Below are 21,692 nucleotides of genomic sequence, written 5' to 3' on the forward strand. Positions count from 1 at the left end.
TTAAAGCACACTTTTAATCACTCTCAGTTTATGCGTGTGCTTGTTCAGTTCTATATTGAAGATCCCGGTAGAATCCAGCGTATCGATTCTCACTTTTCCGGAAGCATGAATAATTCGCTGATTTTCCAGCATGATCCCGACATGTACGATTTTCCCTTCCGGATTTTCAAAAAAAGCAAGATCGCCGGGCCGACTTTCTTCCACAAAGCTTAAGGATTCGCCAACATTTACCTGCTGGGAAGCATCCCTCGGTAATTTTATATCGTGGATTTTATAGACCAGCTGGGTAAAGCCGGAACAGTCTACCGCAAAGAAACTCTTCCCGCCCCACAGGTAAGGTACATTGATAAATTCTTTTGCCGTCAAAGCAATGCTTTCGCGTACCTCATGGCTTCTTTTTGAAGCAACCACCGGAAACTCCACTTCCGAACCCATCGAAAGCAGTGTTTTTCCGTCGTTCATCAATACGGAAGCGAAATCTTCGGTAACAACCGTCACTTTACGTTTTGCAAGTACCTCATCTTCAACCGGACGGAGCTGTTTGGTATCCATCCATCCTTCATAGCCGTCGTAATGCATTTTTATTCTGGTCCAGTTTTTATTCACTTCCAGAATATCCGCACTTTCGCCAAAGAGTATTTCCGTGACGATTTCAGCACGGTCGGATGCTTCCGCCCGGACTGGTGCTACCGTAACGCTACAAATTCCTTTATTCATCAGTTTATATTTGGTTTACAGGTTGAAAATAAAGCTTAGAAATGACACATGATCCTCACATTATACTCATTCGTCTATTTTCTTCTCAGGAAGTTTACCCCGTCCCGCAAAGGTAAAATAAGATTTTCAAAATCGTCGTCTTTCGCGATCAAATCATTCAGTTCTTTAATCACCTGAGTAGATTTCTGTTTTGGATTTTCTTCCAGCACTTTTCCGTACCAGAGCACGTTATCGAACATCACGACCGATCCCGATTTCGTTCTCGGCTTGATCAGCCTGAAATATTCCGCATAATTTTCTTTATCGGCATCAATGAACACCAAGTCGAACATCTCATTGGTTTCCTTTAAAAATTCTTTGGCATCCTGAAGCTTAAAATGGATCTGCCCGGAAAATTCGCTTTCCGAAAAAAATTTTCTTGGTAAATAGGCCAGATCTTCATTCACATCCAGAGTGGTGATCTTCCCGTTCTTAGCCATTCCCGCAGTAAGACATAGCGTGGCATATCCGGTAAAAGTTCCTATTTCCAGAATATTTTCCGGCTGTATCATCTGGGAAATGATCGTTAATAATCTTCCCTGCTGATACCCGGAAATCATATGGGGCTGCGTAGTTTTCTGATAGGTTTCACGTCTCAGTTTTCTCAGCATTTCAGGTTCCGACGAAGCGTGTGTTTCCAGATACCTGTCCATCTCCGGATTTTTTTCTTCAAAAAAGCTCATTCTACAAATTTTAGGCAGTTCAAATTTACTTAAATATAACAAAAACGAGTGTAAAAACCGGAATATTCTGCCGATATAGAAAATCCCGGGCGCAATTACAGTAAAAATATAAGATATGTCTAATTTTTTGTCTAAGAGTAAAAACATATGCAAACATATTTTCTGAAAAACTACTTACCCATAAACATCCAATTCATTTTTTAAGAGAATTATTTATTAAAACAACAAGATTTAATTTGAGAAGATAAAAAAATCCCGAATGACTTCGGGATTTCTTTTTATGTCGGTTAGACGATTAAAATTATTTCTTCGGCGCGATGTCCATCAGTTTCATGAATTCATCCAGCTTAGGCATAATGATGATTTCGGTTCTTCTGTTTTCAGCTCTTCCGGAAACACTCATGTTGGTTGCTTTAGGATTGTATTCTGAACGTCCTCCTGCAGTAATCCTTGCCGGATCCACTCCAAACTGCGTCTGTAAGATTTTAGCTACCGAAGTTCCTCTTAAAGCAGAAAGATCCCAATTGTCTCTTGGCAGGTTCGGTGAGTTTAAAGCGGCGTTATCCGTGTTCCCTTCGATCAGTACGGAATATTTGTCGTAGTCGTTGATTACCTTCGCTACTTTTCCTAACACTTCCTGAGCGGCAGGCAATACATTGTAATCTCCGGTTTTGTATAACATTTTGTCTGAAAGCGAAATCATAACCACGCCTTTCAGCACTTTTACCTGAACATCGCTGTCTGCTACGTTATCCAAAGATCTCTTCAGTTTATTGGATAAAGCCATGTTCAGACTGTCATTCTTCGCATTGTTTGAAATCAGCTGCTTGATGTATGAGTTTGAAGAGTTGATTTCCCCAACTAACTTATCGATATTCGCAGAGCTTTTCCCTGAGTTCGACAGACACGCATCCAATGAAGATTTCAACGCATCATGCTGGCTCTTCAGTAAACTATTCTCACTGGCCAAAGCTGAATTCTGAGATTTCAGATCCTGAATTTCCCTCTGCCTTTCTCCTACGTTTTCTATACACTGCTTGTAATTTGTGCTTAACGCATCATACTGCTTTTTGCTGATACAAGATGTCATTCCCAGCGCCATTGCAGAAACTGCTAAAATTTTAAAAATTTTCATAAATAATCATTTTTAGACGGATCAAAGGTAACAAAATTCAATTTAATTATATGGATTATCTTTGCAGAAAGAAATTCCGAATCTCTATGTTGGACATATCAGCATTTAAAAACCAGCTGGCCCTGTTAATTCATAGTCCTGAAAATCAAAGCTATCTGCTTGCGGTTAGCGGCGGCGCCGATTCTATGGTATTGGCCCAGTGTTTTAAGACGTTAGGGATTGCATTTCAAGTAGCCCACATCAATTATAAACTCCGCGGAGAGGATTCTGAGCAGGACCAGAAAGTAGTGGAGGATTTCTGCAAAAGGCATTATATTAAATTTCATTTATATTCGGTTTCGGAAAAAGACCGGAAGCCTGAAAATTCCATCCAGCTCTGGGCAAGGGAACTGAGGTATACTTTTTTCAAACAGATCCGGAAAAATGAAAATCTGGAATTCCTGGTGACGGCCCATCATCTGAACGATCAGCTGGAAACCTTTATCATCAACCTTTCCAAAGCTGCGGGAATTAATGGACTGAGCGGGATTCCCGCCAATGAAAATCATATCCTCCGGCCTTTGCTGCCTTTTTCAAAAGAGGAAATCTACACTTTCGCGAAAGAAAACAGGATTGAATACCGGGAAGATCTTTCCAATAAAAAAAGTGATTATCTAAGAAATAAAATCAGGAATGAGATAGTTCCCAAGTTGATGGAAACCAATGAGCATTTTTTAGAAAATTTTAGAAAGAGTTCTTCTTATCTCAATCAGGCCCGGGGGTTTATTCAGCAGCAGATCCTGGATATTGAAAACCGAATAACGATATTTAACCCTTCCCATAAAATTCTGTCAAAGGAAAAGCTAAACAATGAAAGTGATTTTGTAAAATTTGAGATTCTGAAAAAATACGGCTTTCATCAGGAAAAGGAAATTCCTAAAATTTTTACTGCCGGAAACGGGAGCCTATTTTTATCGGAAACCCATCAGCTGATGATAAATTATAATGAACTTGTTTTAAGCAAAAAAACAGAAGAAGAGGTACAGGAATCTGAACACGAAATTATTTTGATGGAGAAATTCGACTTTTCCGAAAACCGGATGACAATTAATCTCGAAAATATAACGGGAATTGAGGAAATCAATAAAAGCATAAACTGGGATTTTGACGCACTGAAACTTCGCTTTCCATTGCGGTTGCGGAGGCCGAAAGAAGGGGATGAATTTTATCCTTTGGGATTTTCAGGTAAAAAGAAAGTTTCCAAGTTTTTTAGGGACGAAAAATTATCTATTTTAGCAAGGCAAAAAATATGGCTTCTGACCGATGGCGAAAATTCCGTACTTGGGGTGATTCCTTTCCGGCAGGACCGAAGATATTCTAGGGATGAGAATACCGAAGCTGTTCTCAAAATTTTTAATAAAAAGTAAAAATGAAATTTAAAAACTGGTTTTTATTGATTCTGTTGTTTCTGGCAACCGGAATCAATGCACAAATCAAAAATCCTGTAAAATTTAAATTTACAATCAACGAATTAGGCGACAATCAATATGAAGCCGTACTGAATGCAATCATAGAAAACGGTTGGCACATTTACTCCAAAGACCTTCCGGAGGACACCGGTATTCCGACGGATTACAAAGTTTCGGGAAAAAACATCGAACTGATTGGAAAGTTTACGGAAACCGGTAAAAAGCATGAAGAATTTTCAGAAGCTTTTGGCGGAAAAATCGTTTATTATTCCAATGCAGCGGGCTTTAAGCAGAAATTTAAATTAAAGGACGGAACCAAGCCGGGCGATGTTGTTGCTGAAATTACCTATCAGACCTGCGATGACAGGGTTTGCCTTGCACCGAATACGGTAGAATTCAACAAACAGGTTAGCCCGAAAGGAACTGCTGAACCTGCAAAAACAGATGAAAAAGCTGAAGCTGCAAAAGATTCCCTGCAGCCCTCACCCGATACGATAAGTGTTGTTGAGACTACTGCGCCTGTAGCCAAAGCAGCAGCCCTGGATCCCAAGCAACTGAAAATATCGTCTATTGATATAAAAAATCCGCTGACGGACTGCGGAACCGGATCTTCCAAAATCAATGAAAATTACTGGACCTATCTTTTGTTAGGGTTTATCGGCGGACTGATTGCATTACTTACACCTTGTGTATTCCCAATGATTCCGCTAACTGTTTCTTTCTTTACGAAAGGCAATAAAAACCCGGCAAAAGGAAAGAGAGACGCTCTGATCTACGGGTTTTTCATCCTTCTGATCTTTGTTCTGTTAAGTATTCCTTTCCACCTGATCGACGGGATAGCCGGAAATATTTTCAATGAAATTTCAACCAATGTCTGGCTGAATATTGCTTTCTTTATCATTTTTATTTTCTTTGCAGGAAGCTTTTTCGGATATTATGATATTACACTGCCAAGTTCCATTGCCAATAAATCTTCCAAAGCTGAAGAAGCCGGTGGAATTATCGGAATTTTCTTTATGGCTTTAACCCTTGTGATTGTTTCCTTCTCCTGTACAGGACCAATTTTGGGAAGTTTACTGGGAAGCGCCATTACCGGATCAGCCAACGTTCCGATGCTTTTGACCTTCGCTTTGGGTGGTTTCGGACTGGCGTGGGCCATTGTTTTCGGATTGCTGGCTTTATTCCCGCAGGCTTTGCAGAGCCTTCCTAAATCCGGAGGATGGATGAATACGGTAAAGGTTGTTTTAGGGTTTGTAGAGCTGGCTCTGGCTTTAAAATTCCTTTCAAAAGCAGATCTTGTTTCCAAAACATTTTTAATTAAAAGAGAACTGTTCATCGGTATCTGGATCATTGTGGCCATCGGCCTGGCGATCTATTTGTTCGGATTGATCAGATTCCCTCATGATGATAAAAAGCCTAAAATTTCCATCACCAGAAAAGTATTGGGTATTTTGGGAATCGGTTTCGTAATTTACCTGATCCAGGGACTGATCCCATCCGACCGGCCAAAACTGCAATTGCTAAGTGGAATTTTACCTCCGCTGAACGTAAGCTATTTCCATGATGAAAAAGACGGAATCCTAGGCATGCATCCTGAACACGATTTCTTCAAAGCCATTGAAATTGCCAAGAAGGAAGATAAACCGATCCTGATCGACTTTACGGGCTATGGCTGCGAAAACTGCCGTAAAATGGAAGAGTTCGTCTGGAGCCAGGAGGATATTCTGCCGATCCTTCAGAACGACGTAGTCCTTGCTTCCCTGTATGTAGATGATAAAGAAGAGCTTCCTGAAGAACAGAAGACCAAAATCGATCTCGGTGACGGACAGATGAAAAAAGTACAGACCATCGGAGACCGTTGGAGCCTGTTCCAAACCGCGAATTTCAACAACAATTCCCAGCCGCATTACGTGTTGCTCACTCCGGACGGAAAAGTAATCAATACCCCGGTTTCCGGATATATGGAAAAGGAAAAATTCAAAAAGTTCCTTGAGTGCGGTGTCAATTATTACAAACAGAATAAATAAGAATTTCAAAATATTTTTAAAACTCATGCTGAAAGGCGTGAGTTTTTTGTTTTACCTGCGGAACAGGTCATTAATTAACGGATAATGACTCATTCTAATGACACATAACCTATTTAATACAAAAACCATTATTCAATTAAATATTTAACACTAATTTTATTTTTTGGGTACAAATTTTGTATTTATTATTTCATAATGAGAAGTATTCAATACCTTATTAAAACTGTTTAACATTTAAAAACTAATAATTATGGCAGAAGTAATTGCACAGGAAAAACAGGGCGGCAGTAAACAAAAAAGAAAACTGATCCGCGTAGATATGACGCCGATGGTCGATCTGGGATTTTTGTTGATTACCTTTTTTATGTTCACCACCAATTTTACAAAACCGAATGTGATGGATCTGGGATTGCCGGCAAAAGGACTGCATAATCCAGGTGATGTAGTTGATGTCAGAAACCAGGTTACCTTTATCCTCGGCAAAGACAACAGGGTATTTTACCACCAGCAGGCTAAAGAAGATTTGAGTAAAGACAATCTGAAAGAAACGGATTTCAACGGACTAAATATTACCAAAATCATCTCCGAGGCTTACAACAAAGCACCTAAAAAAGAAAATTTCACGATCATTATTGAGCCGACCGATGATGCGAATTATAAAAACTTCGTTGATGTACTGGATAATATTGCCATCTCTAAAAAAGAACGCTATGGCATTACCGACATCAAACCGTGGGAAAAGAAAGTTTACGAAGAATTAACCAAATAAACAGGAAGGGCATTTTTAGAATGCTCTTTTTTTATTTATTTTTGGATATAATTATTTTACTGAATGAAAAACTTTTTATCCGCACTCGCTGTTTCGGCCGTACTTGTTTCATGTTCTAAAAAAGAAGCTACTCCTGTTCCCGAAAAAGCAGACACTGCCAAAATAGTAGATTCCATTAATGCTGCGAGAACGAAAATCAATGACAGCATCCGGTCTAAAAACCATTTTAAGGATTTCAGCGGGCCCCATACATTCACTCATAATTCGATAAAAAATCCAGGTTCTGTACATTTTGAAAAAATAAAGGGAGAAGCCGACCATTATAATATTAAAGGAGATATAAAATCCGGTAAAAGCTATGTACACATCGATGGTTTTATGGCAGTAGTCTCCGACAAGCACATGAATTTCACAGGAAATATTTCCGAAAGTGTTGCTGGAAGCGAAAACGGAAAACTGTACGTAAGACGGGGAACAAAAACCTTTATGTCTAAAGACGGCGGAAAAACGTACAGACTGCAGGATATGGTAAATGGTTCGGGATTTGTTGAATATATTGACATTCACTTTTAATTATTGAATTATGCTGAATTTCGAGAGAAAAGGAAACGGAAAGGAAATCCTCGTCCTGTTGCACGGCTTTATGGAAAACCTTTCGATATGGAGCGATATGGAACCTTACCTATCCGAGCATTTTTCACTGCTGAAAATCGATCTTCCCGGCCACGGCCAATCGGAAATTGTCGCAGAAGTCCAGACCATGGAAATGATGGCGGAAGAGGTAAAAAAAGTACTCGACGATCAGAACCTGGATAAAGTCCATCTGCTCGGGCATTCCATGGGAGGCTATATTTCCCTGGGCTTTGCAGAGAAATATCCGGAATCTCTGAAAAGCCTTACGCTGTTTTTCTCTACCTATCTCCCTGATGATGCAGAAAAAAAAGAACAACGCATTAAGAGTTACCGGATCATTAAAGATGCATTTCCCCATTACGCCAGAGCCGGCGTCCCGAATCTGTTTAATCCCAATGAAAGAGATATTCTGGAGGGGAAGATAGAAACCGCCCTTGAGGTTGCTCTTTCCACCAATAATCTGGGTGTACTCGCCTCCGTAAAAGGAATGGTGAAACGGACCGATAAAAAGCATATCCTCGAAAACCTGGAGGCTAAAATTTTGGTCCTTGCCGGGAAACATGATAATGCCGTAAAAACAGAAGCTCTTATCAAAGGCCTGCCCGACCGTACCAACATTAAATCGTACATCCTCGACTGCGGACACAACGGCCACTGGGAAAAACCCGCTGTCTGTGCAGCGATCATCAATACCGAACTCCTTCATAATCTTCCGAAACACCTGGTTTTCTGATATGTTTGATTTTTTCTCCTTCAAAAAAAAGAAGCCGGTGATCGGCCTGACGCTCTCAGGCGGGGGCATGCGCGGAATCGCCCATATCGCCGTTCTCAAAGCTTTGGAAGAGTACAATCTGAAGCCTGATATTATCTCGGGAACCAGTGCAGGCTCCATTGTCGGCGCCTTTTATTCTCTGGGGAAAACTCCGGATGAAATGATGGACATCGTAAAACAGACCACTTTTTTCTCCAGATCTTATCTGAAGCTTTCCAAGAACGGCATTTTCAGCTCTAAGTTTATCATGAAGCTGTTTACAGATTATTTTCCGGAAGATAATTTCAACATCCTGAAAATCCCGGTTTATGTTGCTGCTACAGAAATGACGCACGGTATTGTGGATTTCTTTTCGGAAGGTGAGCTGTTTGCTCCGTTACTGGCGTCTTCCAGCGTTCCGTTTATCTTACCTCCTGTAAAAATAGGTGATAAAATCTATGTAGACGGAGGAGTTCTGGACAATCTTCCCATAGAACCCATTATGGATAAATGTGATTTCCTGATCGGCTCTCACGTAAATTCTATCAGCTATGACAATCTGGAAAAAATGAGTCTGATGAAAGAATTTGACCGGATTTTACATCTTGCCATTGCCAAATCGGTGTATTCCAAAGCAAAATCCTGTGATATTTTCCTGGACCCTCCTAAGATGACAAAGTTCAGTTTATTCAATAAGAAGTTTCTGGATCTAATGTTCCAGGAAGTATATGAACACACATGCAAGGAGCTGGAAGAGAAGGGATATTCACGGTTTGACAAGGGTAATATTTAAGTTTAAACCAACCTAAGCCTAAGGTAAAAATCAGTTAGTCAGCCGGAATAGGGAAACCGGATGCGGAAAGTTTTCTATCAAAATTCCGACTGAAAGCCTTTAATATCAGATACTGCTGTCATTTTATTAAACGCTGGCCTATTGAAATAAGTTGACGGTTATAAATCTTCTCCCTCTACTCTGGCTTTAAAGGTTTCAATAGTTCCCGGCAAAGATTCAAGAGACTTTCCTCCTGCTGCATTGATGTGCCCTCCCCCATTGAAATATTTTCTTGAAAACTGGTTCACATCCATATCATCCTTGCTTCTGAAAGAGATTTTAATGAAATCTTCATACAGGTCTTCCATAAAGAAAGCCGCCATTTTCACCCCCATAATGCTTAATCCGTAATTAACAAAACCTTCGGTATCCCCTTTCTGGAAACCATATTCCTTCAGTTCGTCACGGGTAAGGTACAATACCGCTACTTTCCCGTCTTTTACCACTTCAATCCTTCCTAAGATCAAAGCCAATAAATGAAGACGTGAAACAGTGTTGGTATCCCATGTACTTGAAGTGATCATGGCAGGATCTGCGCCTTTTTCAATAAGGTTTGCAACGATTCTATGTGTTGCTGCGCTGGTGGAACGGAAACGGAAGCCACCGGTGTCCGTCATGATTCCGGTATACAGGCATTCCGCGATATCTTTATTCACAAGCTTTTCGTCACCCATCGCTTCAATAAAATGATATACCATCTGGCAGGTCGCCGGAATAATGGTATCGGAGTACACAAAATCGAATTTTTCCGGCTGCTGGTGATGATCGATGAGGATCTTCTTCCCTCTTGCATTGGTGAGCCAGTCTCCTAAGATCCCGATTCTAGAAGGAGCATTGAAATCCAGGCAGAAAATAACATCGGCTTCGTAGATGAGATCGGAAGCAAATTTCCTTTTGTAGTCGGCAATCAGGATCCTTTTGGCTTCCGGCATCCACTTCAGAAATTTCGGGAAATCATTCGGAACGATCACTTCGGCATGAATGCCTTTTGCTCTCAGATAATGTTTAAGGCCAAGACTCGAACCGACCGCATCACCATCCGGATTGTAGTGCGTAAGGATTACAATTTTGTTTTCTGGAGTAAGTAACGTGTTGATTTCTAAAAGTTCTGCCGGTGTAAACATCATGATGTTTATATTTCTTTAAATTTGAGTCTCCAAAGATAGAGCTTTTAAATAAATCACGGCGATTATTTTTAATGATCGGGAAACCGTCTGCCGGCCTGGCTTTATAAAAAGCCGGCTAAAAAAGAGATTAAAAAATTCAAAAAAATATTGGTAAAGTTTGCAACTTTTAAAAAATTCCATATCTTTGCAACCTGAAAATTAATAGATAATTACGATTTAAACATAAAGTAATGAGTAAAAGAACATTCCAGCCATCAGAAAGAAAAAGAAGAAACAAACACGGTTTCAGAGAAAGAATGTCTACGCCAAATGGAAGAAGAGTTTTGGCTGCGAGAAGAGCTAAAGGCAGAAAGAGTTTAACTGTAAGTGCATCACGCGCTAAGAGATAATCTTTTTATTATCATATACAAATCATGCTTGAAAAGAATTTTTTCAGGCATTTTTTGTTGTTAAAATTTCCTAAAACTTAGGTTTCTAAGTCTTCTTTTTCCTATTTTTAAAATCTGAAAAAATATTTTAGAATAGTACTTTTAAAACTGAATTATGCCACATACCCATATCGCCGGAGACAACATCATAAGCCTGCAGCATGCGAAGATTGCACAAAAAAACTTCACGGTTCTTTCTGATGTTAATCTGAACATCAAAAAAGGAAGATTCTGCTACCTTATCGGAAAAACAGGTTCCGGGAAAAGTTCGTTGCTGAAAACCCTGTACGGGCATATTCCATTAGCTTCCGGACACGGAGCAGTCGTAGGTTTCGACCTTGCTAAGCTGAGAGCTTCCGATGTACCGAACCTGAGAAGAAAATTAGGCATTGTTTTCCAGGATTTCCAGCTGCTGTCCGACAGAACGGTTGAGAAAAACCTGAGATTCGTACTGGAAGCCACAGGCTGGAGCGATAAGGCAAAAATAGAAGAACGCATCAATGAAGTATTGGCAAGTGTAAATATGAAGAGTAAAAAGCACAAGATGCCGCATGAACTTTCAGGAGGGGAACAGCAGCGTATCGCTATTGCAAGGGCTTTACTGAATCATCCGGACCTCATCTTAGCGGATGAGCCGACAGGAAACCTGGACCCTGAGACTTCCAATGAAATCATGACCCTACTGAAGCAGGTAGCCTTGGAAAACGGAGCGGCCGTGGTTATGGCCACCCACGATTATCACATGATCCAGAATTTCCCGGGAGAGGCAATTCGATGTGAGGACGGGAAAGTTTCCGTATTGGATACTGCTGAATTATTTGAATAAAATATTTTATTTACGAAAAACATGAAACTCTTTGGTGAGTTCAAGATATGAGTCCGAGTATTGCCTCGGACTTTTTTCTATAATGAATTCTGATTCTGAAAGAGGTTGCTTTGTTAAAGAAAATTCAAGGATCAACCTTTTTACACCGGACGTCTCAATACCTTTGATATTAATCCTGCGAGTCAGTTTAAGGCTGTGCTCTTCCGCAATTTGCATAAATCCTATTCCGGCCTCCACAGGGATAATCACAGAAAAAGTACCATTTCCCGTAAGCAATCCTGCTGATTTTGAAATCAGTTGTCTGAAATTCAATTCCACGTTCTGACGGGCAATTTTATCTTTTTCAGAGTCTGAAGTTTCAAAGTAAGGAGGATTGGATACAATCAGATCAAATCTTTCTGCGGTATCAAAATATTTAAAATCCTGATGAATATTTTTCATCCTGGATGCAAAAGGAGAATTTTCAAAATTAAGCCGGGTCAGTTCGGTAGCTTCTTTGTTTATATCGATTCCTAAAAATTCTGCCTGATGATTTCTTTGGGCGAGCATCAGGGAAATAAGTCCTGTTCCGGTACCGACTTCCAATACTTTGGAAGCATGAGCTACCGTTGCTGAAGTACCCAGCAGCACACCGTCCGTACCCACACGGAACACCTCTTTCGACTGCCGGAGCTCAAATTGTCTGAACGTAAAAGATTTCACTATAAATTGGTAGGTAAAGTAATGATAAATGTCGTGCCCTTCCCCACTTCGGATTTCACGGTAATTTCGCCTTTATAGTCTTCCACCATTTTTCTTACCATGGAAAGACCTAATCCCATTCCGCTGTTCTTGGATGTAAAATTAGGTTCGAAAATCCTTTCGTACATATTTTCCGGAATTCCTACCCCATTATCCTGCACGGAAATCATAACCCTGCGCTGATGCTGTTCAATATCTACATTAACGATCAGTTTCCTGTCTTCGCTTTCTGCCTGCTTGGCATTGGTCACGAGATTGGTAATGATCCTGGACAGATAAATCTTATCCATGCTGATCATGATATTGTTTTTATTGGCATGCATAAAAACACTTTCGTCATTAAATACACGCAGAATATCTTCTACCTCCAGATTCAGATTGATTACCTCGTTATGTTTTTCGGGAAGCTTGGCAAATTCGGAAAATGCGGAAGCAACAGTGGCAATGAGATCGATCTGGTCCACCATTGTTTTGCTCATCTGCTTTACCCGCTCCCGGATATTCGGATCTTCGGGATCGAATTTCCTTTCAAAATTCTGAATGGTCAGCTTCATCGGCGTTAATGGGTTTTTCACCTCATGTGCTACCTGCTTCGCCATCTCTCTCCAGGCTTCTTCCGAAGCTTTAAAACGAAGCCTTTCCTTCTGATCCTGAATCTGAAGAATCATCCGGTTGTAGGCCCTTGCCAAGGCATTAAGTTCGTCATTTTTATAATAGCGGATCGGGCGCATTTCATTTTCAAATAACGTAATACGCGTAATCATATCCGAAAACTTGGTGATATTTTTCGCCAGGTTATTGGACATCACCCAACTAAACCATACGCTGAAAAGAATCAGTAAAACATCAACCAAAACGATATACTTCAGATACGTATTGAGAACATCAAGATAAGAACCTTCATCATGATATAAAGGAATATACACAATTGCAATCGGTTCAAAATCATTATTTCTGAGCAATAAATAAGAAGAGGTGAGAACAGCATCTTTGGAAGCATCATATCCTTTTATGTCGACCCTGGCTTTCGTAGCCAGAATTTTATTGACAATAGTAATCGGTATCGCTTTACGGTAAGATTCGTTTCCCTCTACACTGGACAGTAGATAATTTCCTCTTAGATCGTAGAGGACAATAGGATGCTGATTGATATCTGCGATTTCGTAGATTTTGTTATCAAGCATTTCAGGCAGATCCCGGGCTTCTGTGTGCTTCATGCTTATGGCATAATCCAGAAATCTCATAACGGCACCGGTTTTATTCTGCATGTCGATTTCGCTTTGCTTTTCAGAATTATTCCGCAAAACGAAGTACGGGACAAGCGAAGAAGCTACAACACTTAAAAGGCACACCAGAAGAAAGCCGAAAAAAACACGGTTTCTTAAGCTGTATCCCTTATACATATTAATTGACATTCGCTACTTTTTAATTAACCTAGCAATATACTTACCAACTATATCAAATTCTAAATTAACTTTATCCCCGGCTTTTAAATGTTTCATATTTGTAAATTCCCAGGTGTAAGGGATGATAGCTACTGAAAACCGCGAATCCTCGCTTTTGGCAACCGTCAGGCTGATCCCGTTTACGGTAATGGATCCCTGTGGTACCGTTACAAAATTTCCGTCATCTTCATATTGTATGGTAATAAAGTAGCTTCCGTCTTTATTTTCTATGCTCACGACTTCCCCTGTCTTGTCGACGTGTCCCTGCACAATGTGCCCGTCCAGCCTTCCGTCCATTTTCATGCAGCGCTCAAGGTTGACTGCCGTTCCCGTTTCCCATTTTCCAAGGTTGGTTTTTTCCAGGGTTTCGTTGATGGCCGTTACAACATATTGGCTGCCTTCGATTTTTACTACGGTTAAACAACAGCCGTTATGGGCGAGGCTTTGGTCTATTTTCAATTCATCGGTAAAAGGACAGGTTAAAGTAAAATCGATATTGCTTCCGTTTTCTTCGATCTTCTCAATTATCCCGACTGCTTCAATAATTCCTGTGAACATATTATTTTTTGCTAAATTTGTAGTTTATTAATCTTCAAAGATAATCAAAATGAACCCAAAAAACCATACAGTAAGAGTAGGAATTTCAATAGGAGATTTCAATGGCATCGGTCCCGAAATCATTATGAAATCCCTGGCGGACAAAACCATCACGGATTTTTTTACGCCGGTAATTTTTGGTTCGGGAAAATTATTTACCTATCAGAAAAATATTTTTAAACTCAATCTGAATTTCAATTATATCAACGATGCTTCACAGGCCCACGCCGGAAAACTGAATATGGTAAACCTTGTGAAAGAAAATTCTACGGTAGAACTGGGAACCCCGACGGAAGAATCCACCAAAATGGCTATCGACTCTCTGGAAGCTGCCACAGAAGCTTTACTGAAAGGAGAAATTGATGTTCTGGTAACCGCTCCTATCAATAAGGATGAAATGGTAAAAATGGGTTTCAAGCATGCAGGGCACACAGGATATTTTGAGGAAAAATTCAATAAAAAAGGGCTGATGTTCCTGGTGACGGACGATCTTAAGGTAGCCGTTCTTACTCACCACATTCCTCTTTCACAGGTTGCTGAAAATATTTCCAAAGAAAAGATCAAAAAACAGATCAGGATTCTAAATCAGACATTAATTGAAGATTTCAATATTGTAAGGCCTAAAATTGCGGTTTTAGGATTGAATCCACATTCAGGAGACGGTGGCGTCATAGGAAATGAGGAAATTGAAATTATTTCTCCTGCCATCAAGGAATTATCGGATAACGGCATCATGACTTTCGGACCCTTCCCTGCCGACAGCTTTTTCCAGCCGGAAAAATACAGGAACTTCGATGCGGTATTAGCAATGTACCATGATCAGGGCCTGGCGCCGTTTAAAACACTGGCTTATGAAGAAGGCGTGAATTATACAGCCGGGCTGCCATTTATCAGAACTTCACCGGATCACGGGACAGCATATGATATTGCGGGTAAAAACATAGCAGATCCTCAGAGTTTTACGGAAGCTATTTTTACGGCTATTAAGATTTTTAAGCACAGAAGCGAATACAATGATTTGATGAATAACCGCCTTCAGCCCAGAAAAATGGCGGTAGATAACGGAATAGATGAAGATCTGCCGGAGGATTCTGAAGCCTAAATCTTTAAAGAAGATTTTAAAATTAATTTGTTAGAAATTTTATTTGTTATTATAAAAAAATTGCATATTTTTGCACACTCATTTTATGGACAAGTTAAGAAACTATGATGTAAGCTTTTCCGGGCTGAAAACCGGCAAGCACGAGTTCAGGTTTGAGATAGATAAAGAGTTCTTTCAATTGTTTGACACTGAACAGGAATTTACAAATCCTAAAATTGCGGTAGATGTTCTATTGGACAAGCACAGCACATTTCTGGAATTTGAGATCAAAGTAAACGGGACAGTAGAATTGGTTTGTGATATTTCAAGCGAAAATTTCGATCATCCCATTGAAAATGAAATTAAAGTATTGGTGAAATTCGGGGAGGAATATGACGACAGCGAAGAAGACGTGATTACAATCCCAACCGCAGACCATGCCTTTAATGTTGCCCAGCTGATCTATGAAAGCGTCGCTCTTTCCATTCCGATGAAGAAAATTTCACCGAATGTAAGTGATGAAGATCTGGCGATCCTGGAAAAGTTCAGTCCGAAAGAAACTGAAGAAGAGGAAGAACACGAAAGCGACCCGAGATGGGACGCCTTAAAAAATTTAAAGAATAAAAATTAAATAGTTTAATGATGAGATGATGAATCTCATCGCTCATCAATTAAAAAAGTTATTACACAATGGCACATCCAAAGAGAAGACAGTCGTCTACAAGAAGAGATAAGAGAAGAACACACTACAAAGCGGTAGTTCCTCAATTGGCTAAAGATGCAACAACAGGAGAGCTTCACCTTTACCACAGAGCTCACTGGCATGAAGGAAAACTTTACTACAGAGGTAAAGTCGTATTGGAAAAAGAAGTAGCGACTACTGAAGAAAACTAAGAGTCCGTTTTCGCCCGAAAACACTCGTTTTAATACAAAAACCGCCCGATTTTGATAAAATTTGGCGGTTTTTTGTTGTTTTTTATGTTTTTTTGGTATCTTTGGAGCAAAATCAAATATCAATTTTATGGACATTAAAGACATACAAAATCTTATCAAGTTTGTATCTAAAGCAGAAGTATCTGAGGTAAAATACAAGACTAAAGATTTCGAAATCACCATTAAAACTCCATTAGCGGGAAGCGAAGTAGCGTATGCACAGCCTGCGGTCTACCACACGGCACCTCAGCAAATGGCTGCAGCACCTGCACCAGCTGCTGCTCCGGCTGCAGCCCCTGCACAAAATACAGAAGCGGCATCTGACGACAGTAAATATGTAACCATCAAATCTCCGATGATCGGTACTTTCTACAGAAAGCCTTCTCCTGATAAAGAGGTTTTCATAAACGTAGGAGATGAAGTTTCCAACGGCAAAGTAGTGTGTGTGATCGAAGCGATGAAGCTTTTCAACCAGATCGAATCTGAAGTAAGCGGAAAAATCGTTAAGATTTTAGTGGATGATGCCACGCCGGTAGAATACGACCAACCTTTATTCTTGGTAGATCCATCTTAAGGAATTTTAGATTCAAGATTATAAATTTTAGATGAATCCTTTTTCATTTAAAATAATTTAAAATTCAAAATTTATAATTTAAAATTTCGGAGAGATGTTCAAAAAAATATTAATAGCCAATCGTGGCGAAATCGCAATGCGTATCTTACGTACTTGTAAAGAGATGGGGATCAAAACCGTTGCGGTATACTCTACTGCGGATAAAGACAGCCTTCATGTAAGGTTTGCTGACGAAGCGGTTTGCATCGGTCCTGCTATGAGTAAAGACTCATACCTGAAAATCCCTAACATTATCGCAGCAGCTGAAATTACTAATGCAGATGCGATTCACCCAGGTTACGGATTCCTTTCAGAGAATTCCAACTTCTCCAGAATATGCCAGAAAAACGGTATTAAATTTATCGGTGCCACGCCTGAGCAGATTGAGAAAATGGGAGATAAAGCCAATGCCAAAGCAACCATGAAAGCAGCAGGCGTTCCATGTGTACCAGGTTCTGACGGCCTGATCGAATCTTATGAAATTGCTGCTAAAACAGCTGAAGAAATCGGGTATCCGGTAATGATCAAAGCAACTGCAGGAGGCGGTGGAAAAGGAATGCGGGCGGTATGGAAGGCTGAAGACCTGAAAGACCATTGGGAATCTGCGATTCAGGAAGCAGTAGCCGCATTCGGAAACGGTGGGATGTACATGGAAAAACTGATCGAGGAGCCAAGACATATCGAGATCCAGGTTGCGGGTGACCAATACGGCAAAGCCTGCCACCTTTCTGAAAGAGATTGTTCCGTACAGCGAAGAAACCAGAAGTTAACGGAAGAAACCCCTTCTCCGTTCATGACGGACGAGCTTCGTGAGAAAATGGGGGACGCCGCCGTGAAAGCAGCAGAATTTATCGGATACGAAGGTGTGGGAACCATTGAATTCCTTGTAGACAAGCACCGGAATTTCTATTTCATGGAAATGAATACCAGAATCCAGGTAGAGCACCCGATCACCGAGCAGGTAATTGATTACGACCTGATCAGAGAACAGATCTTATTGGCGGCGGGAACACCGATTTCTGGAATCAACCATTATCCTAAGCTTCACTCCATCGAGTGCAGAATTAATGCGGAAGACCCTTATATGGATTTCAGACCGTCTCCGGGGAAAATCACAGGATTGAATATCCCGGGCGGACACGGCGTAAGAGTAGATACCCACGTTTATTCAGGATATACGATCCCTTCCAACTACGATTCTATGATTGCCAAGCTGATCACGACCGCTCAAACGCGTGAGGAAGCGATCGCCAAAATGAGAAGAGCTCTGGAGGAATTCTATATTGAAGGCGTGAAAACCACCATTCCGTTCCACAGACAACTGATGGATCATGAGGATTATCTGGCAGGAAACTACACGACAAAATTCATGGAGGATTTTGTAATGGACAGAAAATACGATAATCACTAAGATTATTGGATATAAGATATAAACCGCTTCATTTTGGAGCGGTTTTTTTATACTGAAAAAGATATTAAACCTGCAACTTTTAACGTGGATCAGCAATAATCTCTGATCCATCGTGCAGAACTTACAAAATGTACTTCATTCAGAAAAATTTCCAGTAGATTTCTGTTTTATTCATGTCATTTATATTGTTTAAATTTGCCGAAAACCTAAATTTATGTCAACAGCAGAAACAGTAAAAGACTCACAATATTTTATTGAACTTGAAGATAAGCACGGTGCCCACAATTACCACCCACTTCCCGTCGTTCTGGACCGCGGAGAAGGTGTTTTTGTATGGGATGTGGAAGGACGGAAATATTATGATTTTCTTTCGGCTTATTCTGCTGTCAACCAGGGACATTCTCACCCGAAAATTGTAGAAGCATTGGTAGAGCAGGCTCAGAAACTGGCGCTTACTTCAAGAGCTTTCTACAATTCTAAATTGGGCGAGTACGAGCAGAAGATCACTACCCTGTTCGGCTTCGATAAAGTGCTTCCGATGAACTCGGGCGCCGAAGCGGTGGAAACGGCCGTAAAACTAGCCAGAAAATGGAGCTATGAAGTGAAAGGTATTTCTGAAAATGCTGCGAAAATCATAGTGTGCGAAAATAATTTCCACGGAAGGACTACCACCATTGTATCTTTCTCCAACGATCCGGATGCTAACCAAAATTACGGACCATTTACCCCGGGATTCGTTAAAATTCCTTACAACGACATTACTGCGCTGGAAGAAGTTTTAAGCCGAGAAGCTGGAAATATTGCTGCATTTTTAGTAGAGCCTATCCAGGGAGAAGCCGGAGTATATGTTCCGGACGGCGGATTCCTGAAAAATGCTTCCGAATTATGTAAAAAGCATAACGTTCTTTTCATTGCCGATGAAGTACAGACGGGAATCGCAAGAACGGGAAGACTGATCGCCTGTCACCATGAAGACGTACAACCGGATATCCTGATTTTAGGAAAAGCCCTTTCCGGGGGAATGTATCCCGTTTCGGCAGTACTCGCTGATAATGAGATCATGAATGTTATCAAGCCGGGGCAGCACGGTTCTACGTTTGGAGGAAACCCGATTGCCTGTGCCGTTGCGGTTGCTGCTCTGGATGTTGTAGAAGAAGAAAAACTTTCCGAGAGAGCGGAAGAATTAGGAAAATTATTCCGTTCTGAAATTGATAAACTGATTGAAAAGACGGACCTGATTACCAAAGTAAGAGGTAAAGGTTTGTTAAACGCCATTTTAATCAACGATACGCCTGACAGTTCCACCGCCTGGAATCTTTGCCTCCAGCTGAAAGAAAACGGACTTCTTGCCAAGCCTACGCATGGAAACATCATCCGACTTGCACCGCCGTTGGTCATTACCGAAGAGCAGCTGACGGACTGTGTAAAGATTATTGAGAAGACGGTGCTGGAATATAAAAATTAATGAAGATTTTAATCATACAGAAAAAATTCATGGGAGACGTACTTGTTACGAGTACAATCCTGCCTCTTTTACAAGAAAAATATCCGGAAGCTGAAATCAGCTTTCTTCTGGAAGAGCGATATGCCCAGATTTTAATCGGCAATCCTTACATCCATCAGGTAATCTTTTTTAAAGATAGCCTGATGAATACTTTATCTGAAATCAGGTCTGAAAAATTCGATCTGGTAATCGATCTTTATTCAAAGCTTGAGACGGCGCTCATCACGTATTTTTCCGGAGCGAAAAAACGGATCGGCTTTTTTAAAAATTATACTCAGTTTTTTTATAATGATCCGGTAAAAAGAGATAAAAAGGTAAAATCAAAGAACACGACACTGGGTATTGAACACCGGCTGCTGCTGCTGGAGCCTTTAGGTATCCCCTTTCAAGAAGCATTTCCCAAAGTTTACCTGACGGATGAGGAAATCAGGAATGCCCATGAAGTTTTGGCAAAATACGGGTTGTTTGAAAATGATCATTTAATTATGATCAGCACCTTCGGAAGCTCGGAGGAGAAAACCTACCCTGTAGAGTACATGGCTGAACTGCTGAATTACATTGCAGGATATAAGCCTGATGCAAAAATTCTCTGCAATTATCTTCCTTCTCAGAAGAAACTTTTTGAAGAGCTACTTCACCTAGTATCCGCTGAAACAAAAAAATCGATCGTACAGCAATTCGATACGAATGATCTGCGGGAATTTGCAGCGGTTACCAGCCTTTGCCGGTGCCTTATCGGAAATGAAGGTGGTGCAACAAACGTAAGCAAAGCACTGAATATTCCCACTTTCACCATCTTTTCTCCTCACATCCAGCTTTCGGACTGGGCCTGGAGCAGCAATCCCGAAACAGACAGGTTCCTGCATGTCAGCAGTTTTGTGGAAGGCTCGGATAGCTATGAGGATTTTAAGCCCTCACTTTTAAAGAAAGATCTGGAACAATTTTTAGATAAAACATTAAAGTAATTTGATTACAAAGAAAAAACAGAGATGAAAGAAAAGAAAAATATACTGCTGATTACCTATGACAATTGGGGGTATAATCAATATATTGCCGATGCACTGGAGAGAAAATCTTTCACGGTAAAACATATCAATTTCCACAGTTTCCGATATAAATACCCCAGCTTCAGACATAAAGCTTTAAATTTTTTCACTAAAAACTTAGGTATTTCCAACCTTAAACATATCCATTACAACGAAATTATCCTGAAAGAAATACAGGATTTAGAATCGATAGATACTTCTATTTATATAAAAGCAGATTTTTTATCCCCTGAAACCATACAGGCCATCAATAAAAAATCGCGCCGATCTGTTTTTATTATCAGCGATTCCATCAACCGGTATCCGAAAACCAAAAAGATACTTTCCTTATTTGATAAGGTTTTTTCATTTGAAAAGAAAGACTGTAAAAAATACAATCTGGCTTTTAAAACGAATTTTATTTACAAGACGGCAGAGCAAGTTCGTTCATCTTCTACATATCAGGTATTTAATATCAGTTCTTACGACAATAGGTTCTCTGTTTTAGAGAAAATCGCCAAGGCACTTTACCGGATGGAGATCAAGAGTAAAATTATTGTTTTTAAGCCTAAAAAAAACAGCGAACCTCATCTTGAATTCGTAAACCTTCCCCTATCTATTTCGGAAATCAATGCCTTCATGGAAGAATCCGAGATCATCCTTGATGTAAGCAGAGCCGGGCAGCAGGGCCTGAGTTTCCGGATTTTTGAGGGCATGGGGCTAAAAAAGAAACTAATCACGACCAATACAGACATCGTGACTTATGATTTTTACAATCCCGAAAACATCTTTGTTATTAAAGACATCAACAACATTCAGATCCCCGCTTCTTTTTTTACTACGCCCTATACTGAAATTCCGAAAGAAATTTTCAATAAATACCTAATTGATAACTGGGTGGATGAATTGGTAGAGTAATAAATTGTA

At 40.2% G+C, this 21,692-nt stretch carries 23 protein-coding genes; 16 read left to right on the top strand and 7 right to left on the bottom strand.

Annotated elements, in window-relative coordinates:
- The 3 genes from ACED20_RS11845 to ACED20_RS11855 all read right to left on the bottom strand — a co-directional run bounded on the left by ACED20_RS11845 (nt 1) and on the right by ACED20_RS11855 (nt 2,574).
- Nucleotides 1–717 carry a C40 family peptidase gene (locus ACED20_RS11845; RefSeq protein WP_294199303.1) on the bottom strand — a complete coding sequence of 239 codons (717 nt, stop codon included), beginning with the start codon at nt 715–717 and terminating at the stop codon, nt 1–3.
- A 74-nt stretch (nt 718–791) separates the two neighbouring features.
- The gene (locus tag ACED20_RS11850; protein WP_378104740.1) at nt 792–1,439 is read right to left on the bottom strand and encodes an O-methyltransferase; all 648 of its coding nucleotides are present in this window, start codon (nt 1,437–1,439) and stop codon (nt 792–794) included.
- A 301-nt stretch (nt 1,440–1,740) separates the two neighbouring features.
- Nucleotides 1,741–2,574 carry an OmpA family protein gene (locus tag ACED20_RS11855; protein WP_294199301.1) on the bottom strand — a complete coding sequence of 278 codons (834 nt, stop codon included), beginning with the start codon at nt 2,572–2,574 and terminating at the stop codon, nt 1,741–1,743.
- A gap of 86 nt (nt 2,575–2,660) precedes the next feature.
- On the opposite strand from ACED20_RS11855, the gene tilS reads away from it, so the two are divergent.
- From tilS to ACED20_RS11885, 6 genes are all read left to right on the top strand, one after another.
- On the top strand, nt 2,661–3,980 hold the full coding sequence (tilS, locus tag ACED20_RS11860) for a tRNA lysidine(34) synthetase TilS (RefSeq protein ID WP_294236360.1): 1,320 nt from the start codon (nt 2,661–2,663) through the stop codon (nt 3,978–3,980).
- Nucleotides 3,981–3,982: 2 nt separating this feature from the next.
- The gene (locus tag ACED20_RS11865; protein ID WP_378104743.1) at nt 3,983–6,049 is read left to right on the top strand and encodes a cytochrome c biogenesis protein CcdA; all 2,067 of its coding nucleotides are present in this window, start codon (nt 3,983–3,985) and stop codon (nt 6,047–6,049) included.
- Nucleotides 6,050–6,299: 250 nt separating this feature from the next.
- On the top strand, nt 6,300–6,818 hold the full coding sequence (locus ACED20_RS11870; RefSeq protein ID WP_378104745.1) for a biopolymer transporter ExbD: 519 nt from the start codon (nt 6,300–6,302) through the stop codon (nt 6,816–6,818).
- A gap of 63 nt (nt 6,819–6,881) precedes the next feature.
- Entirely contained in the window at nt 6,882–7,391 is a 510-nt protein-coding gene (locus tag ACED20_RS11875) for a hypothetical protein (protein WP_345766609.1), read from the top strand.
- A gap of 10 nt (nt 7,392–7,401) precedes the next feature.
- Nucleotides 7,402–8,184 carry an alpha/beta fold hydrolase gene (locus tag ACED20_RS11880; RefSeq protein WP_378104749.1) on the top strand — a complete coding sequence of 261 codons (783 nt, stop codon included), beginning with the start codon at nt 7,402–7,404 and terminating at the stop codon, nt 8,182–8,184.
- A gap of 1 nt (nt 8,185) precedes the next feature.
- Nucleotides 8,186–8,995 (top strand): patatin-like phospholipase family protein, encoded by an 810-nt coding sequence (locus ACED20_RS11885; protein ID WP_294199295.1) that lies wholly within the window; start codon nt 8,186–8,188, stop codon nt 8,993–8,995.
- Between the two features lie 158 nt (nt 8,996–9,153).
- Here the strand turns inward: ACED20_RS11885 and ACED20_RS11890 are convergent, their stop codons facing one another.
- Nucleotides 9,154–10,158: a bifunctional oligoribonuclease/PAP phosphatase NrnA gene (locus ACED20_RS11890; protein WP_294233527.1), complete on the bottom strand. Its 1,005-nt coding sequence runs from the start codon at nt 10,156–10,158 to the stop codon at nt 9,154–9,156.
- Nucleotides 10,159–10,391: 233 nt separating this feature from the next.
- Between ACED20_RS11890 and rpmH the strand changes: the two genes are divergently transcribed.
- A complete protein-coding gene (gene rpmH / locus ACED20_RS11895; RefSeq protein WP_007843334.1) occupies nt 10,392–10,550 on the top strand; it encodes a 50S ribosomal protein L34 in 159 nt (52 codons plus the stop codon).
- A 154-nt stretch (nt 10,551–10,704) separates the two neighbouring features.
- Nucleotides 10,705–11,415, top strand: coding sequence for a cell division ATP-binding protein FtsE (locus tag ACED20_RS11900; protein WP_294199294.1), 711 nt, complete (start codon nt 10,705–10,707; stop codon nt 11,413–11,415).
- A 6-nt stretch (nt 11,416–11,421) separates the two neighbouring features.
- Here ACED20_RS11900 and ACED20_RS11905 read toward each other — a convergent pair whose 3' ends face one another.
- The 3 genes from ACED20_RS11905 to ACED20_RS11915 are packed head-to-tail and all read right to left on the bottom strand — an operon-like array spanning nt 11,422 to nt 14,159.
- Nucleotides 11,422–12,117, bottom strand: coding sequence for a tRNA1(Val) (adenine(37)-N6)-methyltransferase (locus ACED20_RS11905; protein ID WP_294219772.1), 696 nt, complete (start codon nt 12,115–12,117; stop codon nt 11,422–11,424).
- Nucleotides 12,117–13,571, bottom strand: a complete 1,455-nt coding sequence (locus ACED20_RS11910; RefSeq protein WP_294199292.1) for a HAMP domain-containing sensor histidine kinase — start codon at nt 13,569–13,571, stop codon at nt 12,117–12,119. Before ACED20_RS11910 ends, ACED20_RS11905 begins: the two co-directional genes overlap by 1 nt.
- A 3-nt stretch (nt 13,572–13,574) precedes the next feature.
- On the bottom strand, nt 13,575–14,159 hold the full coding sequence (locus ACED20_RS11915; RefSeq protein ID WP_294233469.1) for a riboflavin synthase: 585 nt from the start codon (nt 14,157–14,159) through the stop codon (nt 13,575–13,577).
- A gap of 49 nt (nt 14,160–14,208) precedes the next feature.
- Between ACED20_RS11915 and pdxA the strand changes: the two genes are divergently transcribed.
- From pdxA to ACED20_RS11955, 8 genes are all read left to right on the top strand, one after another.
- Nucleotides 14,209–15,300, top strand: a complete 1,092-nt coding sequence (gene pdxA / locus ACED20_RS11920; protein ID WP_294199290.1) for a 4-hydroxythreonine-4-phosphate dehydrogenase PdxA — start codon at nt 14,209–14,211, stop codon at nt 15,298–15,300.
- Between the two features lie 85 nt (nt 15,301–15,385).
- Nucleotides 15,386–15,910: a DUF177 domain-containing protein gene (locus ACED20_RS11925; protein WP_294199289.1), complete on the top strand. Its 525-nt coding sequence runs from the start codon at nt 15,386–15,388 to the stop codon at nt 15,908–15,910.
- A gap of 59 nt (nt 15,911–15,969) precedes the next feature.
- Complete coding sequence (rpmF, locus tag ACED20_RS11930) at nt 15,970–16,173, top strand: 50S ribosomal protein L32 (protein WP_007843326.1); 204 nt, start codon at nt 15,970–15,972, stop codon at nt 16,171–16,173.
- Nucleotides 16,174–16,300: 127 nt separating this feature from the next.
- Complete coding sequence (gene accB / locus ACED20_RS11935; RefSeq protein ID WP_294199288.1) at nt 16,301–16,786, top strand: acetyl-CoA carboxylase biotin carboxyl carrier protein; 486 nt, start codon at nt 16,301–16,303, stop codon at nt 16,784–16,786.
- Nucleotides 16,787–16,880: 94 nt separating this feature from the next.
- The gene (gene accC / locus ACED20_RS11940; protein ID WP_294199287.1) at nt 16,881–18,236 is read left to right on the top strand and encodes an acetyl-CoA carboxylase biotin carboxylase subunit; all 1,356 of its coding nucleotides are present in this window, start codon (nt 16,881–16,883) and stop codon (nt 18,234–18,236) included.
- Between the two features lie 214 nt (nt 18,237–18,450).
- The gene (gene rocD, locus ACED20_RS11945) at nt 18,451–19,701 is read left to right on the top strand and encodes an ornithine--oxo-acid transaminase (RefSeq protein WP_378104761.1); all 1,251 of its coding nucleotides are present in this window, start codon (nt 18,451–18,453) and stop codon (nt 19,699–19,701) included.
- Complete coding sequence (locus ACED20_RS11950; protein ID WP_294330635.1) at nt 19,701–20,705, top strand: glycosyltransferase family 9 protein; 1,005 nt, start codon at nt 19,701–19,703, stop codon at nt 20,703–20,705. The genes rocD and ACED20_RS11950 overlap by 1 nt, the downstream gene beginning before the upstream one ends.
- A gap of 24 nt (nt 20,706–20,729) precedes the next feature.
- Complete coding sequence (locus tag ACED20_RS11955; RefSeq protein WP_378104764.1) at nt 20,730–21,683, top strand: hypothetical protein; 954 nt, start codon at nt 20,730–20,732, stop codon at nt 21,681–21,683.
- Nucleotides 21,684–21,692: the final 9 nt, after the last annotated feature.

Origin of the sequence: Chryseobacterium sp. sg2396 (assembly GCF_042610505.1) — a bacterium.
Classification (GTDB): Bacteria; Bacteroidota; Bacteroidia; order Flavobacteriales; family Weeksellaceae; genus Chryseobacterium.